Origin of the sequence: Psychrobacter sp. I-STPA10, from assembly GCF_021012795.1 — a bacterium.
In the GTDB taxonomy this organism is placed as follows: domain Bacteria; phylum Pseudomonadota; class Gammaproteobacteria; order Pseudomonadales; family Moraxellaceae; genus Psychrobacter.
Window position 1 is genome coordinate 26466 of sequence record NZ_VFYU01000001.1, and the last position, 21902, is coordinate 48367.

At 40.1% G+C, this 21902-nt stretch carries 23 protein-coding genes and 1 tRNA gene; 15 read left to right on the plus strand and 9 right to left on the minus strand.

Translation table 11 applies throughout. From position 1 onward, the window contains the following. Window positions 1–121 precede the first annotated feature (121 nt). Entirely contained in the window at window positions 122–712 is a 591-nt protein-coding gene (locus FHK89_RS00125) for a flavodoxin family protein (protein ID WP_230655643.1), read from the minus strand. Window positions 713–850: 138 nt separating this feature from the next. On the opposite strand from FHK89_RS00125, the gene FHK89_RS00130 reads away from it, so the two are divergent. From FHK89_RS00130 to FHK89_RS00160, 7 genes are all read left to right on the plus strand, one after another. Then, on the plus strand, window positions 851–1183 hold the full coding sequence (locus FHK89_RS00130; RefSeq protein WP_230655644.1) for a winged helix-turn-helix transcriptional regulator: 333 nt from the start codon (window positions 851–853) through the stop codon (window positions 1181–1183). A gap of 129 nt (window positions 1184–1312) precedes the next feature. Then, window positions 1313–1843, plus strand: a complete 531-nt coding sequence (locus FHK89_RS00135) for a GRAM domain-containing protein (protein WP_230655645.1) — start codon at window positions 1313–1315, stop codon at window positions 1841–1843. A gap of 17 nt (window positions 1844–1860) precedes the next feature. After that, entirely contained in the window at window positions 1861–2187 is a 327-nt protein-coding gene (locus FHK89_RS00140) for a cupin domain-containing protein (RefSeq protein WP_230655646.1), read from the plus strand. Window positions 2188–2197: 10 nt separating this feature from the next. After that, window positions 2198–2887: a nitroreductase gene (locus FHK89_RS00145; RefSeq protein WP_230655647.1), complete on the plus strand. Its 690-nt coding sequence runs from the start codon at window positions 2198–2200 to the stop codon at window positions 2885–2887. 135 nt (window positions 2888–3022) lie between these two features. Next, a complete protein-coding gene (locus FHK89_RS00150; RefSeq protein WP_230655648.1) occupies window positions 3023–3787 on the plus strand; it encodes a ribonuclease domain-containing protein in 765 nt (254 codons plus the stop codon). After that, window positions 3788–4159, plus strand: coding sequence for a barstar family protein (locus FHK89_RS00155; protein ID WP_230655649.1), 372 nt, complete (start codon window positions 3788–3790; stop codon window positions 4157–4159). A 234-nt stretch (window positions 4160–4393) separates the two neighbouring features. Further along, on the plus strand, window positions 4394–5920 hold the full coding sequence (locus FHK89_RS00160) for a YifB family Mg chelatase-like AAA ATPase (RefSeq protein WP_230655650.1): 1527 nt from the start codon (window positions 4394–4396) through the stop codon (window positions 5918–5920). Between the two features lie 46 nt (window positions 5921–5966). Here the strand turns inward: FHK89_RS00160 and FHK89_RS00165 are convergent, their stop codons facing one another. Further along, on the minus strand, window positions 5967–7787 hold the full coding sequence (locus FHK89_RS00165; protein ID WP_230655651.1) for a formate--tetrahydrofolate ligase: 1821 nt from the start codon (window positions 7785–7787) through the stop codon (window positions 5967–5969). Between the two features lie 451 nt (window positions 7788–8238). Between FHK89_RS00165 and FHK89_RS00170 the strand changes: the two genes are divergently transcribed. Continuing rightward, window positions 8239–8604: a CZB domain-containing protein gene (locus FHK89_RS00170; RefSeq protein ID WP_230655652.1), complete on the plus strand. Its 366-nt coding sequence runs from the start codon at window positions 8239–8241 to the stop codon at window positions 8602–8604. A 209-nt stretch (window positions 8605–8813) separates the two neighbouring features. On the opposite strand, the gene FHK89_RS00175 is transcribed toward FHK89_RS00170, so the two are convergent. Both FHK89_RS00175 and FHK89_RS00180 read right to left on the minus strand, forming a co-directional pair. Continuing rightward, on the minus strand, window positions 8814–9530 hold the full coding sequence (locus FHK89_RS00175; protein ID WP_230655653.1) for a YceI family protein: 717 nt from the start codon (window positions 9528–9530) through the stop codon (window positions 8814–8816). A 99-nt stretch (window positions 9531–9629) separates the two neighbouring features. Beyond that, window positions 9630–10307, minus strand: a complete 678-nt coding sequence (locus FHK89_RS00180; protein ID WP_230655825.1) for a phosphoglycolate phosphatase — start codon at window positions 10305–10307, stop codon at window positions 9630–9632. A gap of 186 nt (window positions 10308–10493) precedes the next feature. Between FHK89_RS00180 and FHK89_RS00185 the strand changes: the two genes are divergently transcribed. From FHK89_RS00185 to fic, 5 genes are all read left to right on the plus strand, one after another. Beyond that, window positions 10494–10853 (plus strand): hypothetical protein, encoded by a 360-nt coding sequence (locus tag FHK89_RS00185; protein WP_230655654.1) that lies wholly within the window; start codon window positions 10494–10496, stop codon window positions 10851–10853. A gap of 150 nt (window positions 10854–11003) precedes the next feature. After that, on the plus strand, window positions 11004–11750 hold the full coding sequence (locus FHK89_RS00190) for a hypothetical protein (protein ID WP_230655655.1): 747 nt from the start codon (window positions 11004–11006) through the stop codon (window positions 11748–11750). 199 nt (window positions 11751–11949) lie between these two features. Next, window positions 11950–12261, plus strand: a complete 312-nt coding sequence (locus FHK89_RS00195; RefSeq protein ID WP_230655656.1) for a transcriptional regulator — start codon at window positions 11950–11952, stop codon at window positions 12259–12261. Next, the gene (locus tag FHK89_RS00200) at window positions 12258–12569 is read left to right on the plus strand and encodes a helix-turn-helix domain-containing protein (protein ID WP_230655657.1); all 312 of its coding nucleotides are present in this window, start codon (window positions 12258–12260) and stop codon (window positions 12567–12569) included. The genes FHK89_RS00195 and FHK89_RS00200 overlap by 4 nt, the downstream gene beginning before the upstream one ends. 164 nt (window positions 12570–12733) lie before the next feature. Further along, window positions 12734–13825, plus strand: a complete 1092-nt coding sequence (gene fic, locus FHK89_RS00205) for a protein adenylyltransferase Fic (RefSeq protein ID WP_268992887.1) — start codon at window positions 12734–12736, stop codon at window positions 13823–13825. Window positions 13826–14091: 266 nt separating this feature from the next. Here the strand turns inward: fic and FHK89_RS00210 are convergent. Together FHK89_RS00210 and FHK89_RS00215 are read right to left on the minus strand one after the other, a co-directional pair. Continuing rightward, window positions 14092–14167, minus strand: a tRNA-Phe gene (locus tag FHK89_RS00210). Between the two features lie 72 nt (window positions 14168–14239). Beyond that, window positions 14240–14659 (minus strand): hypothetical protein, encoded by a 420-nt coding sequence (locus FHK89_RS00215; protein ID WP_230655658.1) that lies wholly within the window; start codon window positions 14657–14659, stop codon window positions 14240–14242. 253 nt (window positions 14660–14912) lie between these two features. Here FHK89_RS00215 and hisB point away from each other — a divergent pair, with 253 nt between their 5' ends. Continuing rightward, entirely contained in the window at window positions 14913–15539 is a 627-nt protein-coding gene (gene hisB / locus FHK89_RS00220) for an imidazoleglycerol-phosphate dehydratase HisB (RefSeq protein WP_230655659.1), read from the plus strand. A 59-nt stretch (window positions 15540–15598) separates the two neighbouring features. Then, complete coding sequence (gene hisH / locus FHK89_RS00225) at window positions 15599–16246, plus strand: imidazole glycerol phosphate synthase subunit HisH (protein WP_230655660.1); 648 nt, start codon at window positions 15599–15601, stop codon at window positions 16244–16246. 146 nt (window positions 16247–16392) lie between these two features. On the opposite strand, the gene FHK89_RS00230 is transcribed toward hisH, so the two are convergent. From FHK89_RS00230 to FHK89_RS00240, 3 genes are all read right to left on the minus strand, one after another. Further along, window positions 16393–18081 (minus strand): ATP-dependent nuclease, encoded by a 1689-nt coding sequence (locus FHK89_RS00230; protein WP_230655661.1) that lies wholly within the window; start codon window positions 18079–18081, stop codon window positions 16393–16395. Then, window positions 18081–18977 carry a hypothetical protein gene (locus tag FHK89_RS00235; RefSeq protein ID WP_230655662.1) on the minus strand — a complete coding sequence of 299 codons (897 nt, stop codon included), beginning with the start codon at window positions 18975–18977 and terminating at the stop codon, window positions 18081–18083. The genes FHK89_RS00230 and FHK89_RS00235 overlap by 1 nt, the downstream gene beginning before the upstream one ends. A gap of 170 nt (window positions 18978–19147) precedes the next feature. Continuing rightward, the gene (locus FHK89_RS00240; protein WP_230655663.1) at window positions 19148–21892 is read right to left on the minus strand and encodes an ABC transporter permease; all 2745 of its coding nucleotides are present in this window, start codon (window positions 21890–21892) and stop codon (window positions 19148–19150) included. Window positions 21893–21902 lie beyond the last annotated feature (10 nt).

Here is a 21902-nt window from a genome sequence, read left to right on the forward strand (position 1 = left end):
CACCAAACTAAAGTAGTTCAAACTAAAGTAGGTTATGACCACGCATTAAAAAAGAGATGATGTATCTTTTACGAATGTCTATGAGGGGTGCTTATGATGAATTATCTATAGCGAATTGCTGTTAGGCGACAACTGCTAAACGCTCAGTGATGGTAACGATACGCTCGGCATAGGCTTTTGCCATCTCAATATCTCCTTGATAAATCCCTTCAGGCTCGGCATCGGCTCGGGCAATTGCCATGATGCCAGCAAAACTACCCGACCAATTAATATCCGCAGAAGTGTGCTCTAACTTGCCCGCAGGGTGCAATCCTGTTCCTACCCAAATTTGCCCATGTTGCTGCGATAAGGTCATAAAATAGTTGATGGTACTGGCTTTATCGCCATTGGTTGCCGCTGATACGGTAAATCCGCCGGCGATTTTGTCTTTCCATGTCAATTCAAACCATGGTTTCGAGCTGGCATCTGCCACCTTTTTAAACTGCCAAGCTGGTGCGCCCATATAAGTGGGACTGCCATAGATAATGGCATCTGCATTTAATAAAGTTTCCCATTGTTCGGGGGTAATCTCACCGTCATCATCAATGCGTATCAGCTGTGCATTTGCTTGTTGTACATTTGTTTGTGGTGAGTTGACGGCATCTGCCAGCGTGGTCGCTAGATGGTGAGTGTGTCCGTATCCGCTGTAGTAAAGAATGGCAATGTTGCTCATGGTGATTGTCCTTATTGAGGGTCATATTTTTTGTGTTTACAGGGCTGTTTTTGCCTTGTTTTGCCAGTATACTGACCATGATTACCTAATGTAAGTAGGTACTAAAAAGTAACCAAGTTACCGCAAAGAGAGAATTTAATGAGCACCGAGTCTAAGCCTGTACAAAAAAATTTATGCCCGATGGATAAAGTATTAAAAATCTTGATGGGACCGTGGACGACCTATATTTTATGGCTGTTAGAGCAACATGACAGCCTACGTTTTGGTGAGATAAAAAATTTGATGCAAGGCATCTCTGCCAAAGTATTGACCCAACGCTTGCGAATGTTGGAGGAGGAAGGGCTGGTAAGTCGCCATGTCAATCCGACCATTCCGCCTGAGGTCAGTTATGCGTTAACCGCAAAAGGACAAGAGCTACGTGAGGTGTTACAAGGCATTCATAAGATTGCTTTAAAGTGGGAATATACATAAAAATCAGATGGTTAAGACATTGTTTATTGTAGATATAAACGTCACCAAGTTTAACAAAAGAAACACATGTAGCAATTATAATTTATATTAAGTTAAAATTTGATTTTAATAAAATTTAAGGAAAAAATTATGCGAAATAACACAAAAAAAATTGATTGGAAACAATATATTATCCTTTTTTTAAGAACAGCCATTAGCTTTATGTTTTTGCTGTATATTATAAACTGGATAACGTACACATTATTTGACTGGAACAAACAATCTATAGCCAGTATTGTCATACAAGGGATTATGTTTGGTTTACTTTTTGGGTTTATGATGCCAATTATTCGTACCAAACTGACCAAAAATATCCACCCAACCTTAGCAACAGGTGAGCAGATTGAATACCAAACCCCTGCCAATATATTTAAGGGGGTTGAAGCGGTTGGTGGTATATTATTTATTACCAATCAAGGATTGGTGTTTAAGTCGCATAAAGCCAATATTCAAACAGGACAAACCAATATCGCCTTTACTGATATTGAAAAGGTTGAGTCGGTAAAAACTACCAAACTGGTTGATAATGGCTTAAAGGTGATAAAAAAAGACGGCTTGGAGTTTCAGTTTGTGGTAGAAGATAGAGATGAGTTAATGGCAAAAATCAATGAGAAGTTATAATCAAAAAAGGAAAAGTTATGACAACATCAGTAAACAACCAACCGAGTATTATTAATCTACAACAGCAATTAGATAATATCGCTGAATATTGGTCACCCAAAGAAGTGGGTAAATTCAATGATATGGGCGTGAATATCGCCAAACTTAAAGGCGAATATGAAGTGCATGAGCATGGCGAAGAAGATAAGCTGTTTTATGTACTCTCAGGCACGCTGTTAATTGAAATGAGCGATAAAACAGTGAGCGTTAATGCAGGTGAATGTGTAGTAATTCCCAAAGGCGTTGCTCATAAACCCATCGCTCCAGAGGAAACTTGCGTGATGTTTTTTGTACCTAAAAGTTAAAGGAAAAGTTATGAGTCAAAACACGCCAGCCAGTGAGGTGTTAACCCAACTATTAAAACAGCGTTATTCTTGCCGTCAATTTCTACCTAAAACGGTTGAGCATAGCACCATTGAGGCAATCTTAGCCGATGCCCAACTCTCGCCCTCAAACTGCAACACCCAACCTTGGCAAGTGCATGTCGTTTCGGGTGATACCCTAAAAAAACTTAGCCAAACCATGCTCCAAAAGGCAAAACAGCAAGCCTATTCGATGGATTTTACTGCCAGTGTAGAGGACTATTTCGGTGTGTTTAAACAGCGTCATCATGATATGGCATCACGCTATTATCAGGCTCAAGGTATTGAGCGTGACGACACGCAAGCTCGGCAGGCAGAAATCGCTCGTAACTTTACCTTTTTTGATGCCCCGCATGCAGTATTTATGTTTATGCCCATCTTTGGTGATGGTATTCGTTCGGCGGTGGATTTGGGGATTTATACCCAGAGCTTTTTATTATCGCTAACCGCTCGGGGGCTGGCAGGTGTACCACAAGGGATATTAAGCTTTTTTGCTGATGATGTGCGTGAGATTTTAGGTGTATCCGATGAGTTTAAATTGGCTCATGGCATCTCGTTTGGTTATGCTGATGAATCTGCCCCTGTTAATAGCCGATTTATGGGACGTGTGCCTGTCAGTGAGAGTGTGACGTTTCATGAGTGATTGGTTATGAATGATTGGTTATGTCTAAACCTACTTAATTAGCCTTTATATAAAATAGAAAGAGCAAAAAATACTGCCCTTAATACCTCAGTCCTATATAATCTTATGGCATTAAATATATAGGATTGGGTCATTATGCAAAGCGGAAAAGTTAAACATTATAATGAAGATAAAGGCTATGGCTTTATTGATGTGGATAATCAAAGTGAAGATGTATTTTTTCACATCAGTAAATGGAAATTGTCGCAACCACCTCAGGTAGGACAACAAATTTATTTTGATAGTCAAAGAAATGATAAAAACCAACTGCGAGCCACAAAAGTAACGGCAACGCCAAACAACCAATCGTCGTCAACTTCTGGTACAAAACGACACTCTTCATCGCAAAACCAGCAGAACCGACAGTATCGCAATCAGTATCAAAACCAGCACAAAAAAAATAATCCCAAAAAAGGGATATTAAGCACTGTATTTAGCTTAATTATTTTGCTTGCCATTGCTGTTTATGCCTTTCCTAATTTAAAAGCCAAGTTTTTTCAGGACAATGATTCAGCTAATACGACAACACAGTACACCTCTACATCGTCCTCATCACAGCCCACCACTAATACACAAAGCAATACAATTACTGGTGACCCACAGGTTGACCAGACCATCCATCTAATCCAACAAGGTGGACCTTTTCCCTATCCAGAAAAAGATGGCACGACCTTTTATAATCGAGAGGGTAAGCTACCGCAAAAAAGCCGGGGCTATTATAAAGAATATACTGTACCGACGCCGGGGGTGTCTCATCGTGGGGCAAGACGTATTGTGACAGGGGGGTATCCGCCAGAGGTGTATTATCTCACTGTTGACCATTATGAAACCTTTAAAAAGTTAAATGTAGAGGCACCGTAAATGCAAAACGAAATACAAAACAAAATGCAAAGTCAATCAAACCAAGCCATTATTTATATTGATGCAAATAATCCTGATGCCATGAATACCCTACCTAAGCAGGTGACGCATTTACTTATTAAAGAAGTCGTTGATAAACAAACCTTGCTGACAAGTTTGGCACAGGCGGGGGAGTTTCCCAGTTATTTTGCCCATAATTGGGACAGTGCATGGGATTGCCTAACCGATAGTAATATTGAACATTTAGTCCTTAATCTTAGTGCGGTCAACAAGATAAATACCGAGGACTTTAATACCTTTAAAAACCTGATTGAAGATGCTTATATGGATTTTGGTAAGCCTCAACTTTGGGTAATCGTAGCAGGTGATTAATGGTTTTGATAAGAGGTTATGAAAAGTTCTGACAATACCATGACTAAACCCTCACTTGCTTAAAACAGAAAACTAAAGTAAAGTTTTTATTTATAGTCAAAGTAAGATAAAACGCTGTAAAAGTGGTTTTTCTCAAATATTCTATCACTGTTTCTAATAAAGTTTTTTGATAAAGAATATCGTTATTTGAGTTATCTTTGATTGATTATTTTTATTCATAATAAAAGGTAACTCATGTCATTTGCTCAAGTCCATACCCGTTCCGTTGTTGGTCTGCATGCCCCAGCCGTAATGGTTGAGGTGCATTTATCACAAGGCTTGCCTGCCTTGACCATTGTTGGCTTACCAGAGGCGGCGGTGCGTGAGAGTAAAGATAGGGTACGCTCAGCGATTATCAACTCAAACTTTCAATTTCCCAACCGCCGTCTCACCATCAACCTTGCCCCTGCCGATTTACCCAAAGAAGGGGCAAGGTTGGATTTGCCAATAGCGATGGGGATTTTGGCAGCCAGTGGGCAGATTGATGCAGATATTTTGGAAAACTTTGAATTTATTGGCGAGTTGGCATTAAATGGTGATTTACGCCAGATTACAGGTAGCTTAGCCGTTGCCCGAGCCATCAAAAGCCAGACCAAAACAAATAACGCTAAACAACGTCAGCTTATCGCTCCCAAAGCCAATGCGGTAGAGGCGGCACGAGTAGCAGGGGTCGAGGTTTTAGGGGCAAATAATCTAACCGAGGTATGCCGTCATTTGGCGGTGGTGAGTGGTCAGCAAACCGACCAAGCAGATAAGCTATCTATAGAACAGCCCAGTATCATCAATACGCAAGTTCATTATAAAATTGACCTTGCCGATGTCAAAGGGCAACATCATGCCAGACGGGCGTTAGAGATTGCGGCAGCAGGTGGGCACTCTCTATTATTTATTGGACCTCCGGGTTCAGGCAAGACTTTAATGGCATCACGTTTGCCGACTATTTTACCCGAGCTGAGTGACGAGGAGGCATTAGAGGTTGCCAGTACTTACTCAGTAGCAGATACAGAATATCAATACGGTACACGTCCTTTTAGAGAAATTCATCATACCATTTCAGCAGTGGCATTGGTGGGTGGAGGTTCTCGTCCAAAACCCGGTGAGATTACCCTTGCCGACAAAGGGGTTCTTTTTATTGATGAGATGCCAGAGTTTGACCGCAAAGTTTTGGAGGTTTTACGTCAGCCACTTGAATCTAAGCAAATTACCATCAGTCGAGCCAACTCACAAATAACCTTTCCTGCCAATTTTCAGCTTATTGCCGCGATGAACCCTTGTCCCTGTGGCTATCATGGTGACTTATCTAACCGTTGCCATTGCCGACCAGAACAAATTGCCCGTTATCAAGATAAAATCTCAGGACCACTGCTTGACCGTATTGACCTGCATGTCAGTGTTCCTGCTCTGCCATTAACAGATTTACAAAATGCCCAAAAAGGCGAAACCTCCGAAGTGGTACGCCAAAGAGTAGCAAAAGCTCATAACAGACAGATGCAACGGCAAAATAAGGTGAACAATGAGCTAACCCCCAGTGAGCTTGATGAGCAAGCCAATCTCGGTGAGCCTCAAAAACAACTGCTACAAACTGCCCAATCTCGCCTTAACCTCTCTGCTCGGGGGTATCATCGGGTGCTGCGAGTTGCCCGTACCATTGCCGACCTTGCAGGTAGTGATACGATAGAAATCCCACATCTTAGCGAAGCATTAAGCTATCGTGGCAATTAACTTAGCTTTAATATGTCTGAAACTGTGGTTAGCATTAAACTTAATATTAAAAAAGCCCCGTAATATTACCCTCATCATCGACATCAATCTGATTGGCGGCAGGCACTTTAGGCAGACCGGGCATTTTCATGATTGCTCCACAAATCACCACAATAAATCCTGCACCTGCTGACAAGCTAACATCCCGCACATGAATAGTAAAGCCTGTAGGTCGCCCCAACAGCTTTGGATTATCACTGAGCGAATACTGAGTTTTGGCAATACAAATCGGTACTTTATCGAGCTTTAATGCCTCTATACGGCGAATTTTACTTTGTGCAAAACTGCTGATATCAATGTCATCCGCCCCATAAATTCTTTGTGCTACGGTGCGTATTTTATCGGCAATGCTGTCTTCATTGTCATAAGATAATTGGAACGGTTTGCTGGCTGCATCAGGTTTAGAATCATTTTGCTCCAAGACATTTAATACCGCATTGGCAAGTGCTTCACCGCCTTTGCCACCTTTTTCCCACACTTGCGTTAATGCTACTTCTACCCCTTGCTCTAAGCAAGCCTGACGCACCATCGCAATCTCAGCCTCAGTGTCGCTGACAAACTGATTAATCGCTACCACCACAGGCAAGTTATAAACATTTTGCAGGTTTTCAATGTGTTTTATCAGGTTGGGTAAGCCTTTTTCTAGTGCCGTTAAATCCTCATCTTTTAACTTATTTTTTGCCAAGCCACCATTGTATTTTAACGCCCGAATGGTAGCGACAATCACTGCCACATTGGGAGTCAGTCCTGCCATACGGCATTTGATATCACAAAACTTTTGTGCCCCAAGGTCTGCCCCAAATCCTGCTTCTGTCAGCGTATAATCGGCTAAATGTAGGGCAACTTTGGTGGCAATCACCGAATTACAACCATGAGCAATATTGGCAAAAGGACCGCCATGAACAATCGCAGGTGTGCCCTCAATGGTTTGCACCAAATTGGGTTTAATCGCATCTTTTAGCAGTGCCGTCATTGCCCCATGAGCTTGCAAATCTTTGGCATAAATCGGCTGTTTGTCTTTATTATAAGCCACCAAAATATTGCCCAGTCGTTGTTTTAAATCTGCTAAATCAGTCGCCAAGCAAAAAATTGCCATGACTTCTGATGCCACAGTAATGTCAAAACCATCCTCACGCATCACCCCATCACTGGACTTGCCCATACCGCTAATGATATTGCGTAACTGGCGGTCATTCATATCGACCACATGTCGCCATAACACCTGTTTGGGGTCAATATCTAGCTCATTGCCCTGATAAATATGATTATCAATCATCGCTGCTAGCAAATTATTGGCGGCACTAATGGCATGAAAATCACCAGTAAAATGTAGGTTAATGTCTTCCATTGGCAACACTTGAGCATAGCCACCACCTGCTGCCCCACCTTTTATCCCAAATACAGGCCCTAATGATGGCTCACGCAAGGCGACGATGGCACGTTTGCCAGTATTTTGTTGTTGCTGAACACGGTTTATCGCATCGGCTAACCCAATGGTGACGGTGGTTTTGCCTTCACCTGCTGGCGTGGGGTTAATAGCTGTCACCAAAATCAGCTTGCCCTGTTTGCCCTGATTACCATCTTTCCCTGGCTCAGATTTAGCAGGCTTGTTAAACACATCGGCTGGATTAATTTTGGCTTTATAGTGTCCATAAGGCTCTATTTGCTCAGGCAATAGTCCCAACTTTTGGGCAATGGCAGTGATGGGCTGGAGGGTTGCATTTTGCGCGATGCTGATATCATTAGGAACTGCGTTAGGGATATCGTTAGGAGTTTCATTACAAATACTATTAGAACTGTCTTTAGGAGCGTTATTGGGAACAGTCATAGAAAAGCCTTAAAAATTAAATAACAAATTGTATTTACTTCGATTATTGTTGCTGAATATTGTCTCTAATAAACGGGATATTTTGCAATCTTTAGCAAGCCTTATCTGACTACAATGCCAGATTATGACGTGATTGTCATGGTTTACTAAGCCTGAGCTCAGATATCCTTAACGACATATTTGACAAAGTCTATCAACATGACAATTAATCCTTATTTTCTAGGTTTATATATTTATTAGAAAATACTTGTTTGTATTATACTCTTAGACTAAAATATTTAACCCATAATATTATTAAGGTTATAAATCACCATTATAAAGTCTTTTTTATTATCGATTTTATAAAAATGAGATATTTTTATATATAATATTTATTTCATGATTATTATAATCAACCTTAATCTTGATGGGTCTTATGTACGTGCCAAATTAATTTTAAAGGAAAATATCTATGAGTAACTTTAATTTTACCGATGCTTTAAAAACACATGCAGATTGGAAGTTTAAATTGCGTGATGCTATTGCAGAGAAAACACAGTTAGATGATAAGAAAATTGCTCAAGATGACCAATGTGTATTAGGCAAATGGTTACATGATGCAGAAACCAAAGAAGCATTTAGTGGTCTAGAAAACTATCAAGAATGCATCAAAGCACATGCGCGTTTCCATAAAGCTGCCGCAGAAGTTGCTCGCAATATTAATATGGAAAATTATGCACATGCAACTGATCTGTTAAAAACAGGCACAGAATATGCGACTTCCAGCTCTGAAGTTGGCTTAGCAATTCATGAATTACGTAAAGAAGTACAGTCATAAGTATTAATTTTAAGATAAGTTGATTCTTATTTAAAAAAAATGGGCTTAAGTAAACTTTAAATTTATTTAAACCCATTTTTTATGTTTAATATATCAATATAAAAAAATATTTTATTTAAAATTTTAGAGATGATTAAAAATTTCTAACAAAAGAAACTTGGTGATAGCAATTTAAGCAAAATTACAACCCAACAATGACTTGCTCAAGGTTATTGCTTAATCGCCTCAACCTGAATGGTCAATCGCACCTGCTTGCTCATTCCCATTGCCACATACTTATCAATGCCCCAGTTGGTACGGTCAATCGTCGTGGTAAAGTCACCGCCACACACCGACTTTTTATACACAGGACTAAAATAACAATTAAACTTTGTCGCCGTTAAGCTCACAGGGTGGGTTTTGCCGTGCATCGTCAAATTACCATCAACCTGCGTCACTTTTGCTTGTCCATCATTGCTACCATCATCAGCTTTAGCAAAATGCCACTGTGTTGACTCAAAAAGTGCTGTCGGATACTGCTCAACCGCAAAAAAATCCTCACTTTTTAAATGCTCATCAAACTTCTCATTACCCGTATTCAAATCCGTCATCGGAATAGTGATAGCAACTTTGCCAAACTGCTGTTTTGGGTCATACTTTACCTCACCTGTGAGGTTATAAAACCCGCCTGTATTGGTCGAGGTATTAAAATGGTCAATGGCAAAACGTACATTAGTATGAGTAGGGTCAATCTCATACGTGCTAACCTGACTCATATCGACCTGAGAAGTGTTATTGGCATTGTTTTGGTTAGAGTTAGCTTGACTGCTACTGCTACTATCTTGCGTGATACTGGCACAACCTACACCCGCCAGTACTGAGGTTAAAGCCAGTGCTGTTAGTAACTTTGCTAAATACTTTGTAGCGTGATTAGTATGAGTTTGCATCGTATTTTTCCTTATTAATTAATTGATTATTTATCGCTTTATTAAAAACTGGTTTATTAAAGAAGGTTTTATTGGGCATAATGGACACAAGCCAGTCAGTTAATCATTAGAAGGCAACAAATACGCCACCAAACTGGCAAAATCATCAAACGCCTGTGTCGGCTTAAAATCGCGAATATCTTGCCCATAGTTATAACCATAGGATAATCCCAACGTATCTATGCCCGCATTTTGCCCTGCTAAAATATCGTTTTTTGAATCGCCAATCATCACCGCTTTATTAGGATTTACCCTAAGCTGTCCACATACATAATGTAGCGGAGCAGGGTCAGGTTTTTTTTCAGCTAAACTATCACCCCCCAATACCTCAGTAAACAAATCTTGCCAACCAAAATGTTGCAACAATTTAGGCACAAAGCGTATCGGCTTATTGGTCACCAAAGCTAATATATACCCTGCTTGTTGCAATTGTTTTAAACCTTTATCCACCCCAGCATACGCCACGGTTTTTGTGCCACTGGTTTGCTCATACGCCTCAAAAAAGACTTCTTGAGCATCACTAATCTGTTGCTGAGTAGGCGGTACTTGACTACTGGCAGTTAATGCCCGCTCCACCAGTTTACGTGAGCCATTGCCCACCCAGTTTCTCACCTCACTTTCAGGATAGGTTGGTTTGCCCAGTTGCTTAAGCATCATATTTGTCGCCTCTGCCAAATCTGGCACACTATCAATCAACGTCCCGTCAAAATCAAAAATTAGTAGTGATTTTTCACCCATCGGCGTTGTTATAGTAGTTATATGATGGCTTAACTTAGCAGGAGGGGTAATATTCGTACTCATAAAACTCTCTTTTTTAGTTAATTTAAAATTGGTGTACGATTGCGTCCAATCATGTTATTGCTAATAATAGTAACAAAAATTGCTGACCCCAATGTGTGAAGTTTTTTTAAGGAAGGAATACTTATGCCTTATCCTATCCTCAACTCTATAAATACAGACAATATACGCCAACGATGGGTAGCTCGACTATTAGCAATGCTAAGTGGTTGTCTGTTATGTACCATTGTTAGTATCAGCCACGCAGGGTTATTAGAACGGCTAATCCCACAAGGCGAAACCCATACGGTCACTGCGGTAGACCGTGACGTGGCGTTTATTATTGATGGTTATATTTATGATGCCCGCCAGTTTTGCTATATGGTGGTGGGTGACAAAGTGGTGTTTTTGGATGGTCGGCACGGCATTGATTACCGAGCCACTGTTTATAATCTTAACGGGCATGAGCAGTGTGATTTGTTGTTACGGAAGCGGGTGGGGGAGTAGGTAAACATTACTCAAATTAGCAATTGTAGTGGTGATAATATCTTCTTATGCAAGGTCAGGATAAACTATCCGAGGTTAGCGAATTTCACACCTTAATGCTGGTATGCCTTGCAACTTATTTTATTAAACTAAAGTGTGTAAGGAGTGGCTGTGTTAACAGAATTGATCTCAAGTGACGATGAAAAATATGTAAAAGTTCTTGACCTTATAGATTTAATTGCACAACAGACCAATGAAAGTAAGGATGTTGTTATTAAATATATTTTAAACCGAACCATAATATTGGATTCAGAGATATCAGTATTTCAGAAAGGTATATTTGATGCTTATCATACAGAATTTTGCATAATAGACTTACTTTATAATTATAAGCATAAAAAGCCTTATACAATAAAAGAACTTGAGGAAAGTGAAGAATACAGAACAAGCTATTTGCTTATAAAAGATATTTTTAATCAAGGTTTTATAAAAATACTTAACCTTAATTTAAATAAATTAATAAATAAAAATAACTTAATTAATATTAATATACCTACAATACAAACTAGTAAAATAAGTATTCAACAGCTACAGAGCCAACTTAACCAAGCACACACCACTATCAAAGAACAACAAACTCGAATAACTGATTTAGAACAGCAACTAAAACAAGCTCAACTTGATAGTCATACCGAGATGAGTGAACGTCATGAAAGAAGTTATCATGTAACTATTGGTTTACTATTAGAGCTATTAACCACGCCAAAAGGTACGGATGATAAACCACCTTTTCAAAGCCAAGCTAGTATCATCAGTGAGATAGTGGATAAGGACATATATGGACAGAAGAAAACGACCTTAGAAACTCGTTTTAGTACAGCTAATAATGCATTGAAGGATATAAAAAAGAAAAAATAGGTAGTACCTCAAGATAAATTTGCACCTCAACTGGGGTAATATTTCACCCCAGATAGGGTGTAGAATAGCTCGATATCACCTACCATTATCAACACTTAATAACTCTTACAGAGTAAATTTAAGTGCGAATAGCAAACAAAACTGTTTGAGAATGATACCTCAAGCTACTACATTGTAGTACAATGGATAGGGTGAAATAATGTATACACTAAAAGAAACTGCAATCTATACCAAAACCATCAATGCACTATTTAGTGTAGATGAGCAAGGGGAGTTACATACCTACATTGCCAATAATGCTACTGCTGGTGATGTGATACCAAATAGTGGTGGTTGCCGTAAGTTACGGTGGTCACGGGCAGGAATGGGGAAACGTGGCGGAGTAAGGGTGATTTATTACAACCAACTGGATAATGGTTTGATTGTTCTATTGTTGGCATACCCTAAAGCAAAGCAGGAAAACATACCCAGCCATATTCTCAAACAGATTGTTAAGGAGCTAGAACAATGATTGACCTTGATAAAATTGACATCGCAAATCATGAGTTTACAGGAGAAGAAATAGGCGAATTATTGCTTGCCAGCGTTAAACAAATGAAACAAGAAGAGTTTACCAAAACTCACCAAGTAGCGGTCAATCCAGCAGTGGAAGCACGCCATAAGGTAGGACTGTCACAAAAAGAGTTTGCCGAAGTTATGGGGGTGTCTGTCCGAACCTTGCAGGCATGGGAGCAAGGCGTTAGAAAGCCTTCAGGTTCAGCAGTGACATTATTAAAAATAGCCAGCCAACAACCGCAAGCATTATTGGCTGTGAGATAGATAATGATAGCTGAAAAAATAGAAGTAACCCCCTTTGATGTTGCTGAGTGTCTTAATGATGAAAAAATAGCATTTTATCGACATGACCGCATTGTCATGTTTACGGCATAAACATATAATCATTGTCATATTTACGTTTTTCGATTTTATCGACATGAGAAATAATGATGATAGCCAACCAGCCTTATAATGATTTACCATTTTTACCCCCTAATATTGAGCTAGAAACTAAGCCTATTTTAAAGCTATGTATTGAGGCAAGGACTGCATTGGGAGCATTACAGCAAGCAGGTGCATTGATACCTAACCAAACCATGCTTATTAATGTTATTCCACTGTTAGAGGCTCAAGGCAGTAGTGAGATAGAAAACATCGTCACAACCACAGACAAGCTATTCCAATATGCTGATAATATGGAAACAGCAGACCAAGCTACCAAAGAGGCGTTACGTTACCGTACTGCCCTTTATCAAGGCGTAACTGCCATTAAAGAACGTCCTTTGTCTGACAATACCGCTATTATGATTTGCCAAGTGATTAAAGGTGTAGATTTAGGTATTAGGCAAACCGAAGTAGTCTTAAAAGATGGTTTTGGTGAGGTGGTGTACACGCCCCCCAGTGGCAAAATAACCATTGAACGCTTGTTGCAAAATTGGACGCAGTTTCTACATGAAGATGATGATTTGGACCCCCTAGTTAAGATGGCGGTTTTACATTATCAGTTTGAAGCAATTCACCCTTTTGTAGATGGTAACGGTAGGACAGGTAGAATCTTAAACATCTTATATTTGATAGATAAAGGCTTACTGAACTTGCCTATCTTATATTTAAGTCGTTATATCATTGAGCATAAAGCAAGTTATTATCAAGGGGTAAAAGGGGTTACACAATATGGTGACTGGCAAACATGGCTGACTTATATGCTAACCGCCATTAAGGAAACCAGTGAATGGACTACTGCCAAAATATTAGCAATCAAGCAGCTACATGAATATACTGCTGAATATGTGAAACAACATGCCAGTAAGGTCTATAGCCGTGAATTGATTGATGTGATTTTTGAACAGCCCTATTGCCGCATTGCCAATCTGGTCGATAAGCAGATAGCCAAACGACAAACTGCTTCTAATTACTTAAAAACATTGGTTGAAATTGGTGTGCTAGAACAAACGCAAGCAGGTAAAGAGATTTTATTTATCAATCCTAAATTAATGCAGTTATTGCAAAGTCGTGACAATATGATTTCAGAAGTTTAATTGTGCATTTCAAATGCGTAAATCATTACCAACATGGTAACGGTTGACCAAGTAGCAACCATATAAGGGTTAGATTTCAAATCTAGCCCTTTTTTATAATGCTCAAAAAACCCAACCCTATATAAATCAATAACTTACAGGCATAAAAAAACCCCAAACGGGGGAGTTTGGGGAAAAGGAGAGGTTAGTCGTATCTATCTAAATAACTAAATAATCTTTAGTAATACTGAGCATAACCTATATGCTTTTAAACGAGGTCAAACAAATGGTGGCTCGAGGCAGGATCGAACTGCCGACACAAGGATTTTCAATCCTTTGCTCTACCGACTGAGCTATCGAGCCGTATTCGTTTGAGGTCGCTATTAAACTAAATATACGCCCATCTGTCAAGCACTTTTTTAAAAATTATCACCACTACTTCAACGATAACAGCTCATATTCCGCCATAATCTGATGAATATCACTATCCACAGGCACAAACTGACGCACACCTTTTTTTACCTCACAATCATATACTTGTTTGATAAACTTACCCTCAATGCCTCGATTATGATTTTGTGGGTGTACCGCCAAATATTGCAAGCGTTTACTATCGGTTTGCCCATCATCAAAACAGCCCATCACCGCAATGGGCTTATCATTAAACATACCCACATACAGCAGTCCACCTCGCTTAAACGCTGACGTAAACAAGGCAATGGCATCTTCACCCTTATCAAACTCAGGGTGTTGTGCGAGCAAATCAGCGACTCGCAAAGCCAGTTCATTTTTACGGGCAGGTTCACGAATAATAGGGGCATCAAAAGAATTGATAGCGACGGCTTCTAATGGCATGGTGGGTTTCCTTATATAAAGGCTTGTGTAAATCTTTGGGTAAAGAGAGATTATAAAATGGATTAATCACAATATTTTAGCAAACAAACAGCTCGGGCATGGCACAAAAAGTGTGGGTTTGCTATTATCATTGCCTTATTGTTGCACTATTTATCTATTTAAGCGGTTATTTAGTGTTTAACCTTTTATCTAGCTTGTTATTAACCTATTTATCTTTTTTATCTAACTAACTTAACCATTGAGTGAGCCAGCCATGAGTCAACAGCTATCTTCTTGCCCATCAGAGCGTCCCGCCCGTATCGCCAGCGTCGAGCGTAACACCGCCGAAACCAAAATCAGCGTGACGGTCAACCTAGACGGCACAGGACAAGGCACAGTGGATACAGGCGTGCCGTTTTTAGACCATATGATTGACCAAATCAAGCGTCATGGCTTATTTGATTTGGACATTAAATGCGTTGGTGACGTGCATATTGATGACCATCACAGCGTTGAAGATACAGGCATCACATTGGGGCAAGCGTTTGCCAAAGCCTTAGGCGATAAAAAAGGTATCCGCCGTTATGGGCATTTTTATGCCCCCCTTGATGAATCGCTATCTCGGGCAGTGGTTGATATCTCAGGTCGTCCAGGGTTACATATGGATATTCCGTTTACTCGCTCGCACGTGGGTAGCTTTGACGTCGATTTATTTAGTGAATTTTTCTATGGTTTTGTTAATCATGGCTGGATGACGGTGCATTTGGACAATTTAAAGGGCAAAAATAGCCATCACCAAATAGAATCCACCTTTAAAGCCTTTGCTCGGGCATTGCGTATGGCGTGTGAATATGATGAGCGTGCGTTAAACACCTTACCATCGACCAAAGAGGCGTTGTAGTTGCTGATGGCTGTGCAATCACACTTATCTAACTTTAACTTGATGATTAAGCAAATAATATGACCAAAATCGCACTATTAGACTACGGCATGGGCAACCTACACTCAGTCACCAAAGCATTAGAATATGTCGGAGCAGACGTGGTGGTTACCAACCAACCCCAGCAGATTGAAAGTGCCGACAAACTACTCTTCCCCGGTGTCGGAGCAATGCACGATTGTATGCTCGGTATGCATGAGGCAGGCATTGATGACGTCGTACGCAACGCCATCTTTAACAAGCCCGTGATGGCGATTTGTGTCGGTATGCAAGCCTTATTTGAATATTCAGAAGAAAACTCACACAATGCTGATGGCACACCTTGTTTGGGCTTGCTCAAAGGACAAGTTAAAAAGTTTGACCCCAAATGGACAGACGAGCAGGGCAACCGCATCAAAGTTCCGCACATGGGCTGGAATACCATCTCAGGCATGGACACCGCCCACCCCTTATGGCAAGGCGTTGATGAGCATACCCATTTTTATTTTGTGCATAGTTACTATTGTCAGCCTGCTGATAGTAGCATCGTTTCGGCTCGTTGTGATTACGGCGTCGAATTTTGTGCCAGTGTCATCAAAGACAACCTATTTGCCACCCAATTTCACCCCGAAAAAAGCCATAAAGCAGGGCTACAACTATTAAAAAACTTTGTTGAGTGGGATGTATAAATAGCTAGTGACGGGAGTATTTTAATTTAAGTTATGTCTTAATTTTTTGTAACTAATACTACCCGTCCATATCTTATACTGATATATTTTAAACTAAGATATGTCAGTATAATGCTAGATTTTGCATATATTTCAAATGCTCATCATTAATTACTAGTAAATTTACAGTGTTTTCCTAGATGCACCTTTTCAACGAAATTCTTTAGTTCACCTAAGTCCTCATCTTCCATATTTTTTGCGGTTAATAAAGTAGTCACAAACTTTGGACCATGGCCATTTATCTCTCTACAAAAATTCTCAATTTCTCCAACTTCAACTAGATAGATTCCAATTTCTTCGAATTGTTTTATCATATTATTATAGCTTTTTAAAACCCCGCCCCTAAGTATATTTTTAGCACCACAATTTTTAATTTCATGCCAAGGCTTTGCTTTTTTAAGTGCTGTGATAATTTCTTTACTAGGTAAATCATTTTCGGAAGAATTTTGTAAAATATCTAGAATTTCGGATTTAATATCTGAAGAGCTTTTTTGACTATATTTATTTAAAATAGCACTATGTACTTCCTTCCACAAAATTTTAATACTTTCCCAGTCACCCCCAAATACTGATACAGTTTCTTCAACTAGCCTTTCTTCTGATAAAAAATCAATATCAAATACCGCTTTGGTTGGTACTCCTATTTTCCTGAGAATATTAGCAATTTTAGGAATACCATATTTACCACCTGCTGGAATATATGCTGTATCTTCCCAACGCTCTGATGAATTTGAAGCTAAGTAATCTGCCACTGAATTAATAAGCCTACAGTCGCTATCATCTTCACAAATAATAGTTTGTTCATGAAATATACCTTCAAGAGCATTTGAATATCTTAAAACTGGCTTCTCCCATAGCTCTTTAATAGCACTCTCGTTAGCTTCCATGACTATATTTATGTCATCGACTCTATTGATTCTAAGTATTCTAATATTACCTTTAGTTCCTTCTAAAAATCCCCTTAATATATCACTACTGTGTGTTGCTACAAATAATTGCCCTTTAATTTCTTTGGCAAGTGTTTCTCCTAATTTTTTCATTTGAGGAGGGTGTAAAAAAGCTTCAGGTTCATCTATTAGTGTAATATCGTAGTTTGTAACAATACTTTCGAATAGAATTCCTGCATAACTTTTCATACCATCTCCTTGTTTATCAAGAAGTGGTAGTTTCTTTAAAGCTTCAATATACTCATCACTGACTCTATCTACAGTATCTCTATTCATTTCGGGTAGTATTCCTACATGAATAGGTAGCTTACTACCTCCTCTAAAGTTAAATAATAGCTTCTTACCAAAAGCACCTTCAAATATATTACTAATTTTTTCCATTAAACTTGCATTGTCATATAGCACATGTTGAGGTTTAGTTTTAGGTTCTTCTGAACTAATACTTTGTTGTTGTTCACATATAGATAAGCGATCATTAGCTGTGATATTTTTTATGTATAGACTATCTAGAAGATACAAGTTTTTTTGATTCCACATTCCTAAATGACCAATGTAAATACGTGATACCCCATAATGGTAATAATCTTCAATGACCTCTGAATTGACATCCAAAAAACTTTTAAGCTGTTCGACTGTACCTTGTTTATTCAATACTAAATTTTTGATTACTTTGGTTTGAATATCTTGACAAGATCTACAGATTTCAACAATCTCTCTTAAAGTTTGTGATTTACCACTGTTATTTGGTCCTACTAATATCACTATTTGATTCTCTGTAAAATCAAAACTACTACCTGAAAAAGTTAATTTGGAAATACTTACTTTAGGCATAACTGGTGTAAGTGTCATTATAATTTAACCTCTAAGTATTGAAGACCTTGGAATTTAAAGTTTATATATTTTTGAGTAGAGTTAAGGGCAGGCGTATCTGATAATATAAATAGATTTTTAGGTCTTCCTTTCAACATTTTTTCAATTTCTCTAAATTTCTTGTATGGTGAATTGATGATTTCAGTATTAGGGAGAAAAATAGTAGGATTAGCTTCTATTAAATCCCCATCATATGTTGTGGTTTTTAATGCATTTAAAAATTTTGTTTGAAACCCGCCTGTGACATTATTTATCCAAGCTTTACCATAATACACTCGCAAAGTATCCTGTGGAAGGTCTTCAACATCTTGTCCATTTACTTCTATAAATAACTCTTGGAGAGATAATTCTTCGTTGTACGGATATGGTAAAGTCACACTAAAATTCTCACCCTCTAGAAAGCTAGTTGCTAATGCTGAGATGGTTTTAGTACGATTTATAAAGTGTTCAGATCTCCTTTTTGAAGAAGAAGATGTTGGAGACTCATGTCTATTATTAGTAGTCATGCTAGATTTATTATTTTGAGTTTTAGGAGAAGGTAAAGCCAAATTTATTAGCGTATTCCCTTTTGTTGTGTCTATTCCCTCATAATAAGACTCAGCTGTTGCCTTTTTACTATTTTTTCTTAGCTTTTCCTCTTCTATAGCAAATGGACAGCTTGAAATGTGATTTTCAGTAGATTTAAAGTAAGGAGCGACTTTACGATCTTTTTTAGGTTTTTCGAGATTAGCACATGTAACTGCAATACGACAGTCTTCTGTAGAACATCGAAAATTTTTCTGGCTACTAATAAGACCTTTCTGGAAAGCGAAATCTGCTTCAGTGCTTTGTATATTCTTATTTAAATCAAGTGAAAATGCTGTTATTAAACTCATGTATCTTTCCTTAGATATAAGTATAGAATAAGACTAATCTATACTTATCAACTTTAGATAATATATCTAATTGTATCTGATTTTGATTAATATAAAAGATAGAAGTAGAACTACACGTCAATGAATGACGTTTATCGTATCTAGCTTTAGTTTTAACACTTCCCCACCCCTCAAACCATACCCCGCACCCTCGCCATAATCCCCTTTTTAATCACCAAACGTACATAGCTCACCGCAATAATCAGTAACACCGCCAGCAACGCCACACCACCCATCGCAAAACTTGCCCACGGCACACTAAAACGTAAATCAAACCACTGCGTAATCAGTACCCAAGCTGTGATACTCGCCCCAACCATCGCAATCAGTCCCGCACTGATACCCAATAAACCAATCTCTAAAATATTAATCGCATACAAATCACGAGTCTGCATACCCAGCAACCGAAACGACGCACTGTCTCGCAGGCGGTCTTGTGACGTTGACAACAGCGACGTAATCAGCACCATCATACCCGTAAGCAACGCAAGCAAAGTAAACACCTGCACCAATCGGCTCATCTGAGCCACAAAAGTTTGGATTTGTTTGGCAATCGCCCCACCATCAATACTAGTAATCGCAGGAAACTGGTGAGCAATATCAGTTTGCAACTGTGGAATACTCTCAGCATCAACCCGAGCTGTAGCAAATTGAATTTGTGGAGCGTCCGCCATCACACTCGGCTCAAATAAAAAGTAAAAAAACGGGCTAGGACCTTTTTCATAACGCTCACGAATACTGGTGATTTGCCCAACCACTTCAATACCCTGAATATTAAAACGCACGTGGTCGCCCAATCCCACCCCAAGCATCTCAGATGCCGTATCCAAAATCGACATCGGCACTGCTGTATCCGCAGGAAGTGTGGTTGAGGCGTTATCTATATTATTCGCCTCTATGTCAGTTTTTGTTTTTGTCCCTATCTCTGTTATAGGGGCAAAAAGCTGGTCAGCCACCACCGCCTCTGCAATAAATTCTGTATCCATCAACGAATCGGCATAGCTCAGATTAAAAATACGTGTCGGGTCATCGCCTGTCCCCGATTCAATCTCACTGGCTGGCACACCGCCCGCCTCAATAATACGTGCCCGAATCACAGGATAATAAGTCAGCGGAGCATCAATCATCTTATCCAGCGTGTCGTGTTGTTCAGACTGCACATCAAGCAAAAACAAATTAGGGGCATCTTGCGGATATGCCTGAATAAACTGGCTATTTAAACTGTGATTTAACAGCGTCACCATGGTCAAAACTGCCACCGATAAAGCAAGTGTCACAAAAAACAGCCCCGATTGATTGCCCTTACGGGACAAATTATGAATGGCTGTGCGTCCCAGCCAGCCCAATTGTCTATGACTGGCAATCACAGTTAACAGCCACAACCAGCCCCGAGCCAATAACCAAAAACCACCCGCTAACAATCCCATACCGAGCAACGCTTGCCCCCCTGTTAGCACTGAGCCAAACTCAAACGCCAACAAAGCAAAACTGGCAAGCACCACCAACGCATACCAATAAACAGGCGGACGCTGACGGCGACTATTGTTGGCTTGCTTTAATACCGCCGACGGTTTGGTATGGGTCACCGCATACAAGCTATGTTGCACAATCAGCAAGGTAATCGTCACCGCCACAAGGCTAATTTTTAGCACACTCAGCAGTTGAATCGACAGCACAATATCACTGGGCAACACCGCACTCAAATAACGTCCACCAAACCTAAGCATCACCACACTCATCAGCACCGAACCAGCACAAGCAAGCCCCGCCATCAGCAAAAACAAACGATAATAACTGTGCTTAATCGACCCAACCGACTCACCCAACGCCCGACGAATCGCCGTCGCCCGTTGCCCCAAATCCACAAACGCCTTCACCACACTCAGCAAAGCCACCGCAGACAAAAATAGCACCGCAATCACCAACAACTTCAAAAACCGAAGCACATTATCCGACACCCGCGACACCGACGTATCCGCACTATCGGCATCGCTCATGGTCACATCAGGCTGACTTGCCAAAACCTCAGCCAGCCGAGCTTGCTCAGCCTCAATCTGCTCAGGCGACCCTGCAAGCTCAATGCGATAACTCACCCGACTACGCTGACCGAGCAACTGCGTCGCCTCTAAATCCGAGCTTGCCATCAACACCCTTGCCCCAAAGCCAAAAGCCGTCAACGGGCGGTCAGGCTCAGCGGTCAGCTCATCGCTAATCGTAAACACCGCCTCACCAATCTTCACCTCATCACCGACACTTAGCCCCAACCCAGTCAGCACCTGCGTTTCCACTACTACCTGATGCGATTTTAATTGCTCAGACAACGCCTTACCCGATGCCAACTTCACCTCACCATACAGCGGATATGCAGGCGACACCGCCTTAACCCGAGCCAGCAAACTGAGCAAATTTTGCGAATTATCCGCCTCTTGCACCACCTTTGTCGTTTTTTCTTGCCCCGTAATCATCGCATTAAACTGCGACTCATAAACCACCTTATCAGGCTCAAACTCACGCACCGCCGACAACACAGGCTCAGACCATGTCTGCTGACTGGTCAAAACCAAATCACCCCCCACCAACGCCCGCTGATTATCCGCCACATAATCGTCGACCGACTGCTGAATCGAATCCAGCGTCAAATACGTCGATAACGACAAAATCATCGCCAACAAAAACAACAACGGATAAATCCAATGTTGCACCCAACTACGACGCACCGCCTTATTGCCCAACAGCGAGCCTGGCAACCAAGCATCAGCGAAAGTTTTCTTTTTTACAAAGGGCTTATTTTGAGCATGGTTTTTTAAAGGTGGTTGATTTTGAGAGTGGTTGTTTAAAGATGGTTTATCTAAAGAATGGTTATCAGGTGTGGACATAATCAAAATC

Excerpts from the sequence above, each read along its gene's own strand:
- FHK89_RS00200 (WP_230655657.1), top strand. The coding sequence starts at position 12,258 with ATGATTGACCTTGATAAAATTGACATCGCAAATCATGAGTTTACAGGA.
- FHK89_RS00240 (WP_230655663.1), bottom strand. The coding sequence starts at position 21,892 with ATGTCCACACCTGATAACCATTCTTTAGATAAACCATCTTTAAACAAC.
- FHK89_RS00170 (WP_230655652.1), top strand. The coding sequence starts at position 8,239 with ATGAGTAACTTTAATTTTACCGATGCTTTAAAAACACATGCAGATTGG.
- FHK89_RS00130 (WP_230655644.1), top strand. The coding sequence starts at position 851 with ATGAGCACCGAGTCTAAGCCTGTACAAAAAAATTTATGCCCGATGGAT.
- FHK89_RS00165 (WP_230655651.1), bottom strand. The coding sequence starts at position 7,787 with ATGACTGTTCCCAATAACGCTCCTAAAGACAGTTCTAATAGTATTTGT.
- FHK89_RS00140 (WP_230655646.1), top strand. The coding sequence starts at position 1,861 with ATGACAACATCAGTAAACAACCAACCGAGTATTATTAATCTACAACAG.
- FHK89_RS00155 (WP_230655649.1), top strand. The coding sequence starts at position 3,788 with ATGCAAAACGAAATACAAAACAAAATGCAAAGTCAATCAAACCAAGCC.
- FHK89_RS00230 (WP_230655661.1), bottom strand. The coding sequence starts at position 18,081 with ATGACACTTACACCAGTTATGCCTAAAGTAAGTATTTCCAAATTAACT.
- FHK89_RS00235 (WP_230655662.1), bottom strand. The coding sequence starts at position 18,977 with ATGAGTTTAATAACAGCATTTTCACTTGATTTAAATAAGAATATACAA.
- FHK89_RS00125 (WP_230655643.1), bottom strand. The coding sequence starts at position 712 with ATGAGCAACATTGCCATTCTTTACTACAGCGGATACGGACACACTCAC.
- FHK89_RS00185 (WP_230655654.1), top strand. The coding sequence starts at position 10,494 with ATGCCTTATCCTATCCTCAACTCTATAAATACAGACAATATACGCCAA.
- FHK89_RS00180 (WP_230655825.1), bottom strand. The coding sequence starts at position 10,307 with ATGGGTGAAAAATCACTACTAATTTTTGATTTTGACGGGACGTTGATT.
- FHK89_RS00215 (WP_230655658.1), bottom strand. The coding sequence starts at position 14,659 with ATGCCATTAGAAGCCGTCGCTATCAATTCTTTTGATGCCCCTATTATT.
- FHK89_RS00145 (WP_230655647.1), top strand. The coding sequence starts at position 2,198 with ATGAGTCAAAACACGCCAGCCAGTGAGGTGTTAACCCAACTATTAAAA.
- hisB (WP_230655659.1), top strand. The coding sequence starts at position 14,913 with ATGAGTCAACAGCTATCTTCTTGCCCATCAGAGCGTCCCGCCCGTATC.
- hisH (WP_230655660.1), top strand. The coding sequence starts at position 15,599 with ATGACCAAAATCGCACTATTAGACTACGGCATGGGCAACCTACACTCA.
- FHK89_RS00175 (WP_230655653.1), bottom strand. The coding sequence starts at position 9,530 with ATGCAAACTCATACTAATCACGCTACAAAGTATTTAGCAAAGTTACTA.
- FHK89_RS00150 (WP_230655648.1), top strand. The coding sequence starts at position 3,023 with ATGCAAAGCGGAAAAGTTAAACATTATAATGAAGATAAAGGCTATGGC.
- FHK89_RS00195 (WP_230655656.1), top strand. The coding sequence starts at position 11,950 with ATGTATACACTAAAAGAAACTGCAATCTATACCAAAACCATCAATGCA.
- FHK89_RS00160 (WP_230655650.1), top strand. The coding sequence starts at position 4,394 with ATGTCATTTGCTCAAGTCCATACCCGTTCCGTTGTTGGTCTGCATGCC.
- FHK89_RS00135 (WP_230655645.1), top strand. The coding sequence starts at position 1,313 with ATGCGAAATAACACAAAAAAAATTGATTGGAAACAATATATTATCCTT.
- fic (WP_268992887.1), top strand. The coding sequence starts at position 12,734 with ATGATGATAGCCAACCAGCCTTATAATGATTTACCATTTTTACCCCCT.